Here is a 14,210-nt window from a genome sequence, read left to right on the forward strand (position 1 = left end):
AGGCAGCGCCCCGTCCGCCCACCGCCGCCCCACCAGCTGCGCGCCCACCGGAAGCCCCGACGCCGTACGCCCCAGGGGAATCACCACCACGGGACTCCCCGTGGCGTTGAACAGGCTGGTGAACCCGCCCAGCACCTCCAGGTAGCTGCCCGGGACGCCGTCCACGTCCACCGGGTGTCCGAACGGCGCGTGCGCGATGGCGGCGGTCATCGACACCGGCACCATCCACGCATCCCAACCGGACAGGAACCGCTCCAACGTGGCGATGTGCCCGTCGCGGCGGCTCAGCGTCTCTCCCATGCCGGTCAGGTCCAGGTGCGTGCCCTTCACGATGGACTTCGCCAGCAGGTCGTTCGGGAGCGACAGGAACTGCCCCCGGAAGGCCTCGCGCGCGTCCGGTGGCAACGGCACGCCCACCAGTCCGCCCTCCATCAGCCCCCACACGTCCAGCAGGTCCGCGAAGTCCTGCGACGCGGGCACGGTCTCCTCCACGACGACGCCTTCCGCGCGGGCGGCGGCGGTGAAGCGATGGAAGAGTTCGCGCGTCTCACGGTCGGCGCGAAACGGCCCCAGCGTGTCCGCCCACGCCAGCCGCAGTCCCTTCAGGGCCCGGGGCTTCGCGGCCCCCAGCGGCGCGACAGGCGGCACCTCCGGGTTGCGAAGGTCCGCGCCTTCGATGATGGACAGGATGAGCCGCAGGTCCGCCACCGAGCGCGCCAAAGGACCGGAGCACGCCATGTGGCGCACGTGGCGCGGACCGTTGGGCATGTCCGGGATGTGGCCCGCGTTGGAGACGCGGTTCTCCGTGGGCTTGATGCTGACGATGCCGCAGAAGTGCGCCGGCAACCGCACGGAGCCGCCGATGTCACTGCCCACGTCGAACGGGGTGAGGCCCGCCGCGACCGACGCCGAGGCCCCACCGCTGGAACCTCCCGGCGTGCGCTCCAGCGCGTGCGGGTTGTTGGTGCGGCCCAGCAGCGGCCCGTGCGTCTGGAAGTCCGCGGCGAACGGCGGCAGGTTCGTCTTGCCAAAGAGGATGCCGCCCGCGGCCTTGAGCCGGGCCACCACGGTGGCGTCCTCGGTGGGCACGTACTCCGCCAGGAGCGGATGGCCCGACGTCGTGCGCAGGCCCTGGGTGCTGAAGGTGTCCTTCACGGTGAAGGGCACGCCGTGCAGCGGCCCCCACAGCTCCCCCTTCGCGAGCGCGGCGTCCGCCTGCCGCGCGCGTTCCCGGGCCCGCGCCTCGTCCCACGTCACCACGGCGTTGATCGCGGGGTTGTGCGCACGGGCCCGGGACAGGAAGGCGTCCAGCACCTCCACGGCGCTGACGCGGCGCTCGCGAAGGGCGGCGGCCAGCTCCGTCGCCGTGAGGGACACGAGCGCTCGCGCGCCACCGGAAACCACGGGCTCTTGCAACGTGACGGACGACTTCATGCGCGACCCACCCCCCGAAGTCGGTTAACGGCGGCACCGACGGATCGCCATTTGTAACAGCTTGCGGACTACCGGGCCGGCGGCGCCGGGGTCACGACGTAGGCCGTCGCGCGCGTGTCCACCTTCACGCGAGGGGGGCGCCGCTGCTCCTCGAAGAGCCGGTAGCCGGGCTCCAGGCCCCGCCAGAAGGCCCGCCGCGCGTCGGTGACGCCGGCCAGCGCCTCCAGCGCCGCGAGCCCCGCCGCGTCCAGCCGACGTGGGAAGATGTGCACCGGCACGTCGCGTCCCATGCGGGCCCGGGCCTCCGTCACCAGCACGTACAGCGCCTCGATGGGCCCGTCCTCGATGGCCAGACAGCCGATGCTCACGCAGTTGCCGTGGATGTAGATGTCCCCCCCGGGCTTCGCGGCGCCCAGCTTCCGGTCGAGCGCGTTCGGATAGCTCACGCGCAGCGACAGGTGGTAGGCGCTCTTCGGGTTGAAGAGGTCCACCGTGTAGAAGCCCTCCGGAACCTGTTCGTCCCCCTGGGCGCGCTTGGGGCCCACGTCGCCGGACGCCGCGCAGATGGGGAACGTGCGCACCTTCACCAGCGGCTTGCCCCGGGGGCCGGCCCAGACCTCCAGCTCGCGCTCGACCTTGAAGGCCCGCAGGTAGAGCTCCTCCGGCGGCCAGGACAGCCCCGCGTCCCGGAACGACTGGATGAGCGCGGCCGTCTGATGCTTCCGGGCCCCTTCGACACGGTCCTCGGCGTGCGCGCACAGCGAGGCCAACAGGACACCCCACAACAGCAGGACCTTCATGGGCGGACGTCTCCTTCCCGAGGGCTTCTTGGACCCCGGCCGGCGTCAAGCCGGTCCCGGGGCAGGGGCGGAAGGCGAACAGGATACAGGCAAGGTCCCACCCCTGGCCCCCTGCTTCCCAAGCTGCTAGCAAGCGGTACGTGGGTTTCCTGGATGGCGTTCAGCGCAACGGCGATGGAAATCAGGGCCTGCCCGGTGTTCTCATCTCCAACGTGCATCATGGCGAGCAGGGGCCGCCGGTGTGCGCTACGACTGAAGCTCCCCGCCCCGTGCCGTTCCGGCCTTTTGCCTAAGAATGAATGACTCCCTCGAGACCCTCCTCGCCGACGGCATCATTGACGCCGTCATCGGCCAGCTGAAGACGGGCAAGGAGGCAGAGGTATGGCTTGTCCAGCACGCCGGCCAGGTGGTCGCCGCGAAGCTGTACAAGGAGCGCCACGAGCGCAACTTCCGCAACAACTCCGGCTACAAGGAAGGCCGCGAGGTGCGCAACTCGCGCACCCGCCGCGCCATGGAGAAGGGCAGCCGCTTCGGGCAGGCCGCCGCGGAAGAGGCGTGGAAGAACGCCGAGGCGGACTCGCTCTACAAGCTGCACGCCCAGGGTGTGCGCGTCCCCACGCCGGTGCTCTTCTACGAAGGCATCCTCCTGATGGAGCTGGTGCTGGATGAGCAGGGCCAGCCGGCCCCCCGTCTGGTGGAAGCACCGCCCCTCACGCCCGAGGATGCCGAGGCCTGCTACCTGGACCTACGGGGTCAGGTGATTCGCACCTTGTGCGCGGACCTCATCCATGGAGACCTGTCGCCCTACAACATCCTGATGAGTGGGATGGGGCCGACGCTCATCGACTTTCCGCAGACGGTGGCGGCGGCGCGCAACAGCCAGGCGGAGTTCTACTTCCGCCGCGACCTGGACAACGTGCGGGAGTTCCTCACGGGCATCTCGCCCCGGTTGGCGAGCCGTGCGGGCGACACGGGCGAAATCTGGAACGCGTATGTGCGCCGCGACCTGACGCCGGAGTACACGCCGTCGGGCAACTTCAAGGAGGCGCCGCGCCGCAACGGGGCGCAGGGCCGGCCGGGTCCCCGGGCGGAGCGCTTCGGGCAGGAGGGACGCGGTGACTTCCGAGCAGCCCCGGCGCCGGAGGCGGCCCCGGTGGAGCTGGAAGAGGGCGTGAGCGCGGAGGAAGCGGAGCTGCGAGCGCTGGAAGCCCTGGTGTTGCGACAGGGAGGCGGCGAGCGCGGACGGCCGGTCGTCACGTCGAGCCCGCGCGATGGGCGTCGGCGTGGAGGCTTTGGAGGCAAGCCGCCTCCGCGCACGGGCAATGCGCCCCGGCCCGGTGGGAATGCGGGGCCGCAGCAGGGTGGCAACAACCGGCCCGGTGGGAACAACGGACGTCCGCAGCAGGGTGGACCGCGCGGTGGAGCCCCGGTGGTTCAGGCGGCGCCGGCGGCGGCGGGCGATGCACGCACGAATGGCCGTCCCCAGCAGCAGGGCGGCGGGCCGCGCAATGACAACCCGCGAGGCGGCCCGAACGAGCCGCGCCGCGATGGACGTCCGCCCCGGCAGCCGAACGGTGATCAGCGCGTGAATGGCGCCCCGTCGCAGCCGCACGGGGATGCGCGCGCGAACGGCGCCCCTTCGCAGCAGGGCGAGCCGCGTATGAATGGCCGGCCGCAGCAGAACGGCGAGCCGCGCGCGAACGGCTCCCAGCAGAACGGTGAAGCACGCATGAACGGCCGGCCGCAGCAGAACGGCGAGCCGCGCATGAATGGCCGGTCTCAAAACGGCGAAGCGCGTACGAATGGCGCCCAGCAGCACGGCGAAGCGCGCATGAACGGCTCTCAGCAGAACGGCGAGCCGCGCACGCACGGCCGGCCGCAGCAGAATGGTGAAGCGCGTGCGAATGGCTCTCAGCAGAACGGCGAGCCACGCATGAACGGCCGGTCTCAGAACGGCGAAGCGCGCATGAACGGCTCTCAGCAGAACGGCGAGCCACGCATGAGCGACCGGTCCCAGAACGGTGGTGAAGCACGTGCGAACGGCTCCCAGCAACGCGGCGAGCCACGCATGAACGGCCGCCCTCAAAACGGCGAAGCACGTGCGAATGGCGCTCAGCAGAACGGCGAGCCGCGCATGAACGGCCGGGCCCAGAACGGTGACGCGCGCATGAACGGCTCCCAGCAGAACGGCGAGCCGCGCATGAATGGAGCGCCGTCGCAGGCGCGGGATGAAGCGCGCGCGAACGGTCGGTCCCACGGCGACAATGGATTCCGGACGGACGGCCAGCCTTCTCAGCATGGCGAAGCGCGCATGAACGGGCGTCCGCAGCAGCAGAACGGCGAACCCCGCTCGAACGGCCGTCCCCCCAGGGGTCAGCGTCCTCCGAACACGGGGGGCGACAACGCGTCCTTCTCGCCACCGTCGAAGGATGTCCCTAGCGCGGAGGGCCGGGCCCAGAACCCGGACAACCGTCGGCAGCGCTCCCGCAGCGGCGAAGCCCCCGCGATGAATGCGGAGCCCCGACAGGAAGCCGCGCAGCACCCGAACGACCGCGGACCCGACGCCAACGCGCGGGAAGCACGTGGCAACCCGGCTCGGATGCCCCGTCAGCCCCAGGAGCGCGGCACGGGACGTCCCGCGCGAGGAGCCTCGCCGCAGGTCAGCTACGTGGGCCGTTCACCCGCGTCCGCTTCGTCCAACCGGGGTCCTGAGACGGGCTCGTCGTCCTCGTCTTGAACCGAGGGCTCGGACCGCCAACGTCCGAGCCTCTCCTCCGGCCGCGCGGTCAGCGCCTCGTGAAGGCAGGCGCGGACCTCTAACGTCCGCGCCCTGCCCTACTCCGCCTGCGTCACGGGCTCCTTCGCCAGCTCCTCGCGGAAGAAGCGGCTGCCCTTCGCGAGCGTCGCCATGTACGGCCGCACGTCCTCACGGGCCTCCGCGCTCAGCGCCGCGAACGGCGTCACGTGCGCGTCCGGCACGTAGCGGAACGTCAGGTTGATGCGCCGCGTGCGGAAGTCCGGCAGCTCCGGCGGCATCACGTGCCCGGCGCGCGTGTCCACCCGCTGCACCCGGTGGAACGTCTGCTCCTTCCACTGCGCGCCGCCGAAGAGCTGCAGCGAACCGTCATCCAACCACTGCTCCAGCACCACCGCGTCGCGCTCACCGGGCCGCGACGACGTGACGAACTGGATGAGTGCGCGCTCGCCCAGCGACAGCGACGCCACCGGGCCCGGCTCGAAGTCCTTGTGCTCGCCCACGCGCGCCACGTCCACCCAGCGCCCGTCCTCCAACCGGCTGCCGTAGAAGTTCACCAGGCAGGTGTTGAGGTGCCAGCCCTGCGGCATGTCCGGGCCCCGGAACATCCGCCGCGCCAGCGCCTCCACCTTCGCAATCTGCCGCTCCAGCACCGCCGGAAACGGCTCCGCCTTCACACAGCGGTCCTTCACGCCCTTGGGCGGCCGGTAGTAGTCCAGGCACGCGAACTGCCAGTTGCCCAGCCAGTACACCGGCCGCAGCAGCCGCCGCTGCGCCTGTCCCTCCGGCGGGGGGAAGTGCTTCGAATAGCGCTCCTCCCACAGGGGATGCAGCGTGCCCAGCCACGCGAGGATCTCCGCGCGGTCCGCCGCGGGCAGGAAGCTCGCGTTGTAGTGGTGGCCCGGGGTGCGCTGGGCCGCCTTGCGCGCCAGCGGCGAGCCCGGCCCCCGGCGGGGAGTGAAGGTCATGGACGCGTCCCTACGCCTCGGAGACGGCGACGTCGAGCGCCACCTCGATCATCTCGTCGAACGTCGTCTGCCGGTCCTCCGGGGACAGGTGCTCGCCCGTGAGGATGTGGTCCGACACCGTGAGCAGACCCAGCGCCCGCGCGCCGTACTGCGCCGCCACGCCATAGAGCCCGGCGATCTCCATCTCCACCGCCAGGATGCCCATGCGCGCCAGCGTGGCGTTGAGCTGCTCCTGCGGGTGGTAGAACAAATCGGACGTGAACACCGAGCCCACGCGCACGGGCTTGCGGAGCTTCTCCGCCGCCTCCACCGCGCGCCGGGCCAGCGTGAAGTCCGCCACCGCCGGGAAGTCGTGCCCCATCGCCCGCATGCGGTTCACGTTGGAGTCGGTGCCCGCGGCCAGCGCCACGATGACGTCGCGCAGCTTCACGTCCGTGCGCAGCGCCCCGCAGCTGCCCACGCGGATGAGCACGCGCGCGCCGTAGGTCTGCACCAGCTCCGTCGCATAGATGGAGATGGAGGGCACCCCCATGCCGTGCCCCATCACCGACAGCCGCTTGCCCCGGAAGGTGCCGGTGAAGCCCAGCATGTTGCGCACCGACGTGACGGCGCGCGCGCCTTCCAGGAAGCGCTCGGAGATGTAGCGGGCGCGCAGCGGGTCCCCCGGCATGAGGACCACTTCGGCGAAGTCACCCGGGGAGGCGGAGATGTGCGGAGTTGCCATGGAGCGTGAGGCCTTTCAGCGTGCGGTCGACAGACCGGACGGAGCGCCCGTCGGCCCCGCCATGGGGGTGGGCGCCGGCGCGGCGGGAGTACAGGGGTTGGGCAGCTTGCCTGAAGCCTCGGGCGTCGTGGACACCAAAGCGGGGGCCTGCGTCTGCGGGGGCATCCGGCGCGGCGGAAGCTGCACGGGCGGTGGAATCGGGCAGTGCGTACAGGGCCCCTTGAGCGGAATCACCAGCCGCCGGCCAATGCTCAGGAACGTGTTGCGCATCCGGTTGGCCTTCTTGATGGCCACCACGCTGGAGTTGTGCCGCATCGCGATGCCGCCCAGCGTGTCCCCGTTGCGCACCTTGTACATCATGAGGTTCTGGTCCGGCTGGAGCGCCAGCAGCGGCGCCACCCGGCGTCCCAGCTCCTGCGCGCGCGCGTTGAAGAAGCGCACGTGGAAGTGGTCGCGGTGCCGGCGCGCGTGCTTGATGACGGAGTTGAAGCCCGCGTTGAACAGCGAGTCGAGCCACGCCTTGTCCTCGCCGATGCCCACCGCGTAGTCGTACAGGACCTTCTGGACGCGCTTGTCCACGAGGATCATCTGCACGTCGGTGTTCGTCACCAGCGAGCGCACCAGCGCCCAGTTCATGGCCACGTCGATGTAGCGCTCGCGCTCCCGCTCCCGCACCGGCTCCGCCGTCGGGTAGTAGAAGCCCAGGTCCACGTCGCGCCCGTTCTGGTGGCTCTTGTGCGGCCGCAGGTAGCCGCCGTCCTTGGTGGACAGCCGGTTGACGCGCAGCGGGGGCACGTTCGGGTACTGCGCGCGCACAGCGCGGATGGCGGCGACCACGTAGTTGACGGTCTCCTCGGTGCCCCAGGCGATCTCCGGCGACACCACCAGCCAGTCCTTGTCGTCCGGGACGCGGTGGCTGTTGAGCTGCCGGCCGCTCTCCACGAACCCGATGGACATGGAGCCCAGCGTGGCCGGGTCCTTCTTCCACGCCTCGGTGAGCGCCTCATCGGACAGGTCGGCGGTGTACAGCGGCCCCGCGGGCGCGGCGGGCGCGAGCGGCGCCTGCAACTCGCCCTCCTCGCTCACCCCCTCGTCGTCGGTGGCCGCGGACACATCGTCCTCGTCCTCCTCGGCCTCCGTCCCCGCGGGACAGGGGTTGTCGCGCATCGCGGCGTCGGTGACGACGGCGGCGACCTCCGCCGGAGACGGCATCGCGGTGGGCGCGGCGGACACGCTCGCGGGGGCCACGACCTGGGCCTCCCCTGTCGCCGGAGCCTGCGCACCCGCCGGAGCAGGCGTGGCTGCGGCCGGATCCCCGGCGGGCGGCACCGACTCCCCGGGCGGCGCGGCCTGGGTCGGAGCCGGGGCGGACACCGGAACGGGGGTGACGACACGCGCGGCACAGCCCGCGCAGAACAGGAGGATCAGGAGTGAGGAACGCACCGGGGCGAAGGATGGCCCGAGAAAGCCCACACCACCAAGCTTCGACCGCGATTTTGACTCCCCGTGTGCACCCTTGCCTGCCTGCTTCAATCCCTCCCGCCGCGCGAGGCCGGCGAAATCTCCGCCCCCAGCAGCAGCGACGCGCGCCGAGGCGTCAGCACGTCGAACGGCAGGCGACGCCCGCCGCCCATCGACAGCACGCGCTTGTCCTTGCTCACCAACCACGACGCCCCCACGCGAGCCGTCAGCACGAGGAACTTCTGATCATCCCGGTCGCGGCACGGGGGCAGCTCCACCGCAGCGCCCTCCCCGTCCGAGACCCGCGTGAGCGCGCCGTAGCGTTCCCGCACCGCCTGCTGCGCCTCCGCCGTCAGCGCGAACGAGCGGTACGCGAGCACCAGCTCCAGCTCCCGCAGCGTGTGCCGGTCCACCCACGCCGTCAGCGCACCCGCGAGCAGGGCCTCCTTCAACGGCCGCGCGAAGGGGTCGTCATAGACGAACAGATCCAGCACCACGTTGGTGTCCAGCACCACCGAACGAACATCAGGCCCAACGGAAGGAGCGCTCACGGAAGAAGAACTTTCCGCCAGCAGCGCCGCCAATTCAACACGCTCGCCGAGCAGTCAATCACAATACACGCGGCGTCCATGGCCGAAACCTGGAATAAGGGACAACGTTGTTTCCCGTGATCCCTCTCCCTCCGCCGGTTCGTGCCGGTGAAAGGTCTGTCCATGACCGTCTTCCCCCGTTCGCTGTGTCTGACGTTGTTGAGCGCCGCCGCCCTGCTGGGTGGCTGTGGTGGAGAGCAGCTGCCGGAGCCGTCCGGAGAGGGCGTCGTCGTTCCCCCCGTCCAGACGGAGGTCGCCAGCGACGGGGTGACCGCGAGCGCCGCGTACTGCGATGACGTGACGACGTGGGATCCGGCGTGGGTGGCGCTGGAGAATGAAGTGCTCACGCTCATCAACCAGCGCCGCGCGGCGGGGGCCACCTGTGGCGGCGTGGTGAAGCCGGCGGTGGCCGCGCTCACGCTCGACACGAAGCTGCGCTGTGCGTCGCGCAAGCACTCCAAGGACATGGGCACCAACAACTTCTTCAGCCACACGGGCTCCACCGGCACCACGCCGTGGCAGCGGATGGCGTCCGCCGGATACACCTACCGGACCGCGGCGGAGAACATCGCCGCGGGCTACGGCACCGCGGCGGCGGTGGTGAACGGCTGGATGACCAGCACCGGCCACTGCAACAACATCATGAACGGCGCGCTCAAGCAGACGGGCATCGGCTACTTCAACGCGCCGTCCAGCAGCTACCGCGCCTACTGGACGCAGGACTTCGGCACGCCGTAGTCAAAAGCCTCCGGACCGCCGTCCCGCGTTCAGGGGCGGCGGCTCCCGAAGGCGCCATCGAGCGCGAAGCGCGCGGCGCTCGCGTGGTGCAGGAGCCACGCGTACACGAAGACGTAGAAGCGCTGGAGACCGGCGGTCTCCCACCTCTGTTGCACGCCCGTGCCGAAGGTGAGGGCCACCAGCCGTTCATGAAACGCGGCGGCGGAAGACTATGCTTCGCGGCCCATGAACTCCCCGTTCGCCTCGTCATTCCCCGCCCTGCGGTCCGGCTTCAGCTATCTGGACAACGCCGCCGGGGCGCAAGTGCCCTCGCACTGCATCGACGCCATCAGCCAGTTCCTCACCGGAGGAAGCTGCAACGTGGGCCAGCCCTACGCCGCGTCGAAGGTGGCCACCACGCTCAAGGCCCGCGCGCGAGCGGAGACGGCGGAGTTCCTCCATTGTCAGCCGGAGGAGGTCATGCTCGGCCCCAGCGCCACCGCGCTCACGTTCCAGGTAGGCCGCGCCCTCTCACGCCTCTTCCAGGCAGGAGACGAGGTCGTCATCTCCGAGCTGGAGCACGAATCCAACGCGGCCCCGTGGCGGGCCCTGGAAGCGCAAGGCGTGACGGTGAAGCTCTGGCGGGCGCGCTGGCCCGAGGGGCGGCTGGAGGCATCGGACCTGCGGGCGCTCGTCACCCCACGCACGCGGCTGGTCGCGGTGACGGCGGCCGCCAACTCCGTGGGGGCCACACCCGACGTGGCCGCCGCGGTGGAGGTGGCGCACGGCGTGGGCGCGTGGTTGTTCGTGGACGCGGTGCACTCCAGCCCGCACCACCTCCCGGACGTGAAGGCGTGGGGCGCGGACTTCGCGGTGTTCTCTCCCTACAAGGTCTTCGGTCCGCACCTGGGCTGTCTGTATGTGCGGCGTGAGCTGCTCGCCGGACTCCCCGCGGACAAGCTGTGGTTCATCCCGGATGACAGTCCGCAGAAGTTTGAACCGGGCACCGCCAACCACGAAGGGTGGGCTGGATGGCTGGGTTCATTGCGCTACCTCCGCGAGGAATTGGGCGGAGGACAGCCGGGGCGCGAAGGACTGGTGCGAGCCTTCCAGCGCATCGAAGCGCTGGAGCGTCCGCTGCTGGAGGCCACGCTGGAGCGCTTGTCGAAGCATCCGCGCGTGACGCTCTACGGTCCCAAGGAACCCAAGGGGCGCGTGGCCACCTTCTGCTTCAACGTGCCGGGCATTCCTGCGCGCGCGGTGGCGGAACACCTGGCCGGACAGGACGTGGGCGTGGCGGCGGGGCACTACTACGCCACGCTCGCGGCGGAGGCGCTGGGCCTCATGCCCGACGGCGCCGTGCGCGCCTCGCTGCTGCACTACAACACCCTGGCGGACGTGGACCGCCTGATGGCGGGACTGGATTCGCTGCCCCGATGACAGCGACGCTCACCCATCGCAGCCTGCCGCTCCGCGTGGACTTCAATGAAGAGGGCGTCGTGCTGCGCCCGCTGTTCCTCCAACCCATCCCCATCGCCTGGAAGGAATTGGAGTTCATCTGCCTGACGCCCACCATGGAGCGGCACCCCGACGGCTGGCGCGAAAAGACATACCCGGTCAGCTACCTCCCGAAGGGCTTCCGCTCCACCTTCGCCACGGCGGGGCATCTGTGGGTCGAGCTGGTCGTGCGGGATCGGCGCCCCCTCCTGGCCCGGACTGAAGGACGCTGGACCCGGGCATGGCTCGCGAACCGGATGCACCCCATGCTGGATGCCTCGGACCAGAGACAGCCGGACCAGTCCCTGCTCGGGCTGGACTTCTACAAGCACCGGCTGAACGCACCGCTGGATGACCTGCTGGACCTGATGGCCCGTCACTGCCGGTTCGACCTGGTCGTCCACATGTGACGCCAACGCCTATTTCGGCAGCGCCGTTTCCGCGTATTGCGCCTGGAAGTCGGCCGACGGCGGAATGGGCTTGATTATGTCGATGAGGACGCCGTTCGGATCCGCCGTGATGAAGTGGCGCTGCCCGAACTCCTCATCGCGCAGCTCCAGCAGGATGGGCAGGCCCGCGGCCTTGAGGCGGGCGTACTCGGCATCCGGATCCTCCACCTCGAAGTTCAGCAGGAGGCCCGACGCCTGCCGCCCCCGGGCCACTTCCGGCACCGTGGCGTGGCGCCCGTCGAGGATCGCCAGGTTCACCCGCGCGTCCTCGGCGGACTGGAGGTGGACGTACCAATCCGCCTCGAAGAGCGCGCGGAAGCCGAAGTGGGTGACGTAGAAGGCGGCGGTCTTCGCGACCTCGTTCGTCATCAGGACCGGATAGTAGCTGGTCGTTTTCATCCCGCCCTTCTACTACGCGCGCCCCCTCACACCTCGACGGGCGGGGGCGGCCGCTTCGCGGTCAGCGTCGCCCCCGCCGAAGCCACGCTCACCAGCGCGACCGCCAGCCATTGCAGGGGCGTGAGCTGTTCGTGCAGGAACACCCAGCCCGCCACCGTCGCCACGCCGGGCTCCAGGCTCATCAGGATGCCGAAGGTGCGGCTGGACAGCTTGCCCAGGGCCATCATCTCCAGGGTGTACGGCAGGGCGCTGGACAACAGCGCCACGCCCACGCTCGCCGCGAACAGGGCCGGCGTCAGCCGCTCCAGGTGGCCGCCCACCAGCGAAAACGGCAGCACCACCAGCGTCGCGACCACCATGCCTACCGCGACCCCCTGCCCTTCCGGCACGAGCCTGGACAGCCGGCCCCCCACCAGGATGTACACGGCCCAGCACGCGCCCGCCGCCAACGCCAGCACCACGCCCAGCGGATCCAACCCACCGGGCCGAGCGGTCCAGGGGGTGATCAGCACGATGCCCGTCGCCGCGAAGAGCACCCACACGAAGTCCAGGGCCTTGCGCGACCCCACGACCGCGAGCGCGAACGGCCCCACGAACTCCAGCGTCACCGCGAGCCCCAGCGGGATGCGCGCGATGGCCAGGTAGTACGTCAGGTTCATCACCCCCAACGCCAGACCGTAGGGGATGATGGCCGCCCACTGCGCCCGCGTGTAGCGCGTCACGGGCGGCCGGAAGAACGCCAGCAACATCACCGACGCCAGCACCAGCCGCAGTCCCGCCGCCCCGGTCGCGCCCACCGCTGGGAACAGGCCCTTCGCCAGCGCCGCGCCGCCCTGCACGCTCACCACGGCGATGAGGACCGCGGGAATCGGTGACAGCGGCGAGGCACGGCGTCCGGCGGCTTCGGTCATGGCGCCGGACTCTAGCCACCGCGCCTCAGGGATTCACGGCCTCCCGCCACGGACCGGCCTGGAGGAGCGCCCGGCGGGCCATGAAGCGGGAGAAATTCCACTCGGGAACCGTGTCCCGCTGGGACAGGTGGTCCCGGTGCTGGCTCAACAGGAGCTCCCCTTCAGCCTCCGACAGGACGGAGAGCGCCGGCATCAGCGCGGGCACCGCGTCCGCGGACAGCCGGGACAACATCTCCACGTCCAGCGAACCGGTGCGCGCATGGCGCTCCAGGTTGTGGCGCGCGATGAAGGCCTCCGGGTTGAGGACATTGAGCGCCACCACCGCGCCCAGCGCCGTGACGAGCGCCCCCACCGCGAAGCGCTCCGTGCGCCACCACAGCGTCACCGCGCGCCAGGCCAGCGCCGCCCCCAGCGCCATCATGAAGACATGCGTGTACACGCGCAGCAGCGTGTAGCCGAAGGCGTCCTCGTAGAGCGACAGGCGCTTCATCGCCGACGCGAGGATGACCAGCGTGAGCACCACCATCAGCGACGCGCCCGCCCGGAACACCGTCTGGGCCACGGGCGACTCGCGCCGCGTCCAGCGCGTCAGGGCCATCACCAGCGCGAGCGTGAGGAGCGACACGACCACCAATTCGAAGAAGCCGTGCCGCGCGTACTCCGCGAAGGAGTAGCCCGGCGCGGGCGACACCGCGTCCCCGATGAACAGGTACGCCACCTGGAAGGCCGCGAAGACGAAGAACAGCGCATCCACCGCGAGAATGAGCACCAGCGCTTCGATGAAGCCCAGGCGCGGCGTGGCGGGCTCCGCCTCCGTGTCACCCCACTCCTTGGAGGCACGGCGGCGCAGCGCATGGCCCAGCACCCCGGCCGCGACGCACGCGCTGAACGTCACGCCGACGCTCCGCGCCACCAGCACATCCAGCCCCAGGTCGAATGACAGCCACCGTCCCATCGTCGAGGAGAAGACCCCGTCCGCCGAGTCCAGCAGCACGCTGAACACCAGCAGCACCGGCAGCGTCAGCAGCAGTCCGCGCCCCAGGGACAACAGGCGGGGCGCATGGGCGCGAACGCTGCTCACGTCAACGCTCTCCCTGGCCAGTGCCGGCGGATAGCGCAGGGCCTGGAGCGCGGAGCCCAGCACGACGGCGGGATAGGTCGTGAGCCCCAGCCGCTCCACCCGGCCCGCGGCCCAGAAGTGCGCAAGCAACGTCAGGAGCACGCCCGCGGTCAGCACGTTGAGCGACAACAACCACCCGCTGTCGCGCACCGCCACGAAGCCGGAGACAATGCCCAGCGGAATCAGCAGCCACGCATTGGGCCGCGCGCGCTGCCAGCCCTCGCGCCCACCCAGCCACGCGAGCGCCCCGAACAGGGCCGCGACCAGCACAGGGAAGCCCAGACCCCAGCGCTCCCGGTCCAGCAGGACCTCCGCGAGCACTCCCAGCGACAGCGACGCGAGCAGCATCCGGCGCGGGGCTCGCACCTGTCCCTTATACACATCT

14 protein-coding genes are annotated in these 14,210 nt (G+C 70.6%); 4 read left to right on the forward strand and 10 right to left on the reverse strand.

Annotation, left to right across the window (positions count from 1 at the left end; genetic code table 11):
- Both D7Y13_RS26725 and D7Y13_RS26730 read right to left on the reverse strand, forming a co-directional pair.
- Nucleotides 1-1,434 (reverse strand): amidase (locus tag D7Y13_RS26725; protein ID WP_147452500.1); only part of this gene is annotated, 1,434 nt, incomplete at its 3' end.
- Between the two features lie 68 nt (nucleotides 1,435-1,502).
- Nucleotides 1,503-2,234 (reverse strand): L,D-transpeptidase family protein, encoded by a 732-nt coding sequence (locus D7Y13_RS26730; protein ID WP_120536348.1) that lies wholly within the window; start codon nucleotides 2,232-2,234, stop codon nucleotides 1,503-1,505.
- 295 nt (nucleotides 2,235-2,529) lie between these two features.
- Here D7Y13_RS26730 and D7Y13_RS26735 point away from each other — a divergent pair, with 295 nt between their 5' ends.
- Entirely contained in the window at nucleotides 2,530-4,971 is a 2,442-nt protein-coding gene (locus tag D7Y13_RS26735; RefSeq protein WP_120582905.1) for an RIO1 family regulatory kinase/ATPase domain-containing protein, read from the forward strand.
- Between the two features lie 98 nt (nucleotides 4,972-5,069).
- On the opposite strand, the gene D7Y13_RS26740 is transcribed toward D7Y13_RS26735, so the two are convergent.
- From D7Y13_RS26740 to D7Y13_RS26755, 4 genes are all read right to left on the reverse strand, one after another.
- Nucleotides 5,070-5,957, reverse strand: a complete 888-nt coding sequence (locus D7Y13_RS26740) for an alpha-ketoglutarate-dependent dioxygenase AlkB (RefSeq protein WP_120582906.1) — start codon at nucleotides 5,955-5,957, stop codon at nucleotides 5,070-5,072.
- A 10-nt stretch (nucleotides 5,958-5,967) separates the two neighbouring features.
- Nucleotides 5,968-6,681 (reverse strand): purine-nucleoside phosphorylase, encoded by a 714-nt coding sequence (gene deoD / locus D7Y13_RS26745; RefSeq protein ID WP_120536351.1) that lies wholly within the window; start codon nucleotides 6,679-6,681, stop codon nucleotides 5,968-5,970.
- A 15-nt stretch (nucleotides 6,682-6,696) separates the two neighbouring features.
- Nucleotides 6,697-8,124, reverse strand: coding sequence for a LysM peptidoglycan-binding domain-containing protein (locus D7Y13_RS26750; protein ID WP_120582915.1), 1,428 nt, complete (start codon nucleotides 8,122-8,124; stop codon nucleotides 6,697-6,699).
- 86 nt (nucleotides 8,125-8,210) lie between these two features.
- Complete coding sequence (locus tag D7Y13_RS26755; RefSeq protein ID WP_233595384.1) at nucleotides 8,211-8,693, reverse strand: putative toxin-antitoxin system toxin component, PIN family; 483 nt, start codon at nucleotides 8,691-8,693, stop codon at nucleotides 8,211-8,213.
- Nucleotides 8,694-8,855: 162 nt separating this feature from the next.
- On the opposite strand from D7Y13_RS26755, the gene D7Y13_RS26760 reads away from it, so the two are divergent.
- Nucleotides 8,856-9,470 (forward strand): CAP domain-containing protein, encoded by a 615-nt coding sequence (locus D7Y13_RS26760; protein ID WP_120536353.1) that lies wholly within the window; start codon nucleotides 8,856-8,858, stop codon nucleotides 9,468-9,470.
- Nucleotides 9,471-9,499: 29 nt separating this feature from the next.
- Here D7Y13_RS26760 and D7Y13_RS45855 read toward each other — a convergent pair whose 3' ends face one another.
- A complete protein-coding gene (locus D7Y13_RS45855; RefSeq protein WP_158620316.1) occupies nucleotides 9,500-9,649 on the reverse strand; it encodes a hypothetical protein in 150 nt (49 codons plus the stop codon).
- 46 nt (nucleotides 9,650-9,695) lie between these two features.
- On the opposite strand from D7Y13_RS45855, the gene D7Y13_RS26765 reads away from it, so the two are divergent.
- Complete coding sequence (locus D7Y13_RS26765; protein WP_120582908.1) at nucleotides 9,696-10,889, forward strand: cysteine desulfurase-like protein; 1,194 nt, start codon at nucleotides 9,696-9,698, stop codon at nucleotides 10,887-10,889.
- The gene (locus D7Y13_RS26770) at nucleotides 10,886-11,356 is read left to right on the forward strand and encodes a hypothetical protein (protein ID WP_120582909.1); all 471 of its coding nucleotides are present in this window, start codon (nucleotides 10,886-10,888) and stop codon (nucleotides 11,354-11,356) included. The genes D7Y13_RS26765 and D7Y13_RS26770 overlap by 4 nt, the downstream gene beginning before the upstream one ends.
- A 9-nt stretch (nucleotides 11,357-11,365) precedes the next feature.
- Here the strand turns inward: D7Y13_RS26770 and D7Y13_RS26775 are convergent, their stop codons facing one another.
- The 3 genes from D7Y13_RS26775 to D7Y13_RS26785 all read right to left on the reverse strand — a co-directional run.
- The gene (locus D7Y13_RS26775) at nucleotides 11,366-11,794 is read right to left on the reverse strand and encodes a VOC family protein (RefSeq protein ID WP_120582910.1); all 429 of its coding nucleotides are present in this window, start codon (nucleotides 11,792-11,794) and stop codon (nucleotides 11,366-11,368) included.
- Between the two features lie 26 nt (nucleotides 11,795-11,820).
- Complete coding sequence (locus D7Y13_RS26780) at nucleotides 11,821-12,705, reverse strand: EamA family transporter (RefSeq protein ID WP_120536357.1); 885 nt, start codon at nucleotides 12,703-12,705, stop codon at nucleotides 11,821-11,823.
- 25 nt (nucleotides 12,706-12,730) lie between these two features.
- Nucleotides 12,731-14,210: DUF4153 domain-containing protein (locus D7Y13_RS26785; RefSeq protein ID WP_208734494.1), on the reverse strand; the 1,480-nt coding region annotated here is incomplete at its 5' end.

The organism is Corallococcus praedator (assembly GCF_003612125.1).
In the GTDB taxonomy this organism is placed as follows: Bacteria; Myxococcota; Myxococcia; order Myxococcales; family Myxococcaceae; genus Corallococcus; species Corallococcus praedator.

Coding starts and splice junctions, on each gene's coding strand:
- D7Y13_RS26770 (WP_120582909.1), top strand. CDS start 10,886: ATGACAGCGACGCTCACCCATCGCAGCCTGCCGCTCCGCGTGGACTTC.
- D7Y13_RS26740 (WP_120582906.1), bottom strand. CDS start 5,957: ATGACCTTCACTCCCCGCCGGGGGCCGGGCTCGCCGCTGGCGCGCAAG.
- D7Y13_RS26730 (WP_120536348.1), bottom strand. CDS start 2,234: ATGAAGGTCCTGCTGTTGTGGGGTGTCCTGTTGGCCTCGCTGTGCGCG.
- deoD (WP_120536351.1), bottom strand. CDS start 6,681: ATGGCAACTCCGCACATCTCCGCCTCCCCGGGTGACTTCGCCGAAGTG.
- D7Y13_RS26760 (WP_120536353.1), top strand. CDS start 8,856: ATGACCGTCTTCCCCCGTTCGCTGTGTCTGACGTTGTTGAGCGCCGCC.
- D7Y13_RS26735 (WP_120582905.1), top strand. CDS start 2,530: ATGAATGACTCCCTCGAGACCCTCCTCGCCGACGGCATCATTGACGCC.
- D7Y13_RS26765 (WP_120582908.1), top strand. CDS start 9,696: ATGAACTCCCCGTTCGCCTCGTCATTCCCCGCCCTGCGGTCCGGCTTC.
- D7Y13_RS26780 (WP_120536357.1), bottom strand. CDS start 12,705: ATGACCGAAGCCGCCGGACGCCGTGCCTCGCCGCTGTCACCGATTCCC.
- D7Y13_RS26775 (WP_120582910.1), bottom strand. CDS start 11,794: ATGAAAACGACCAGCTACTATCCGGTCCTGATGACGAACGAGGTCGCG.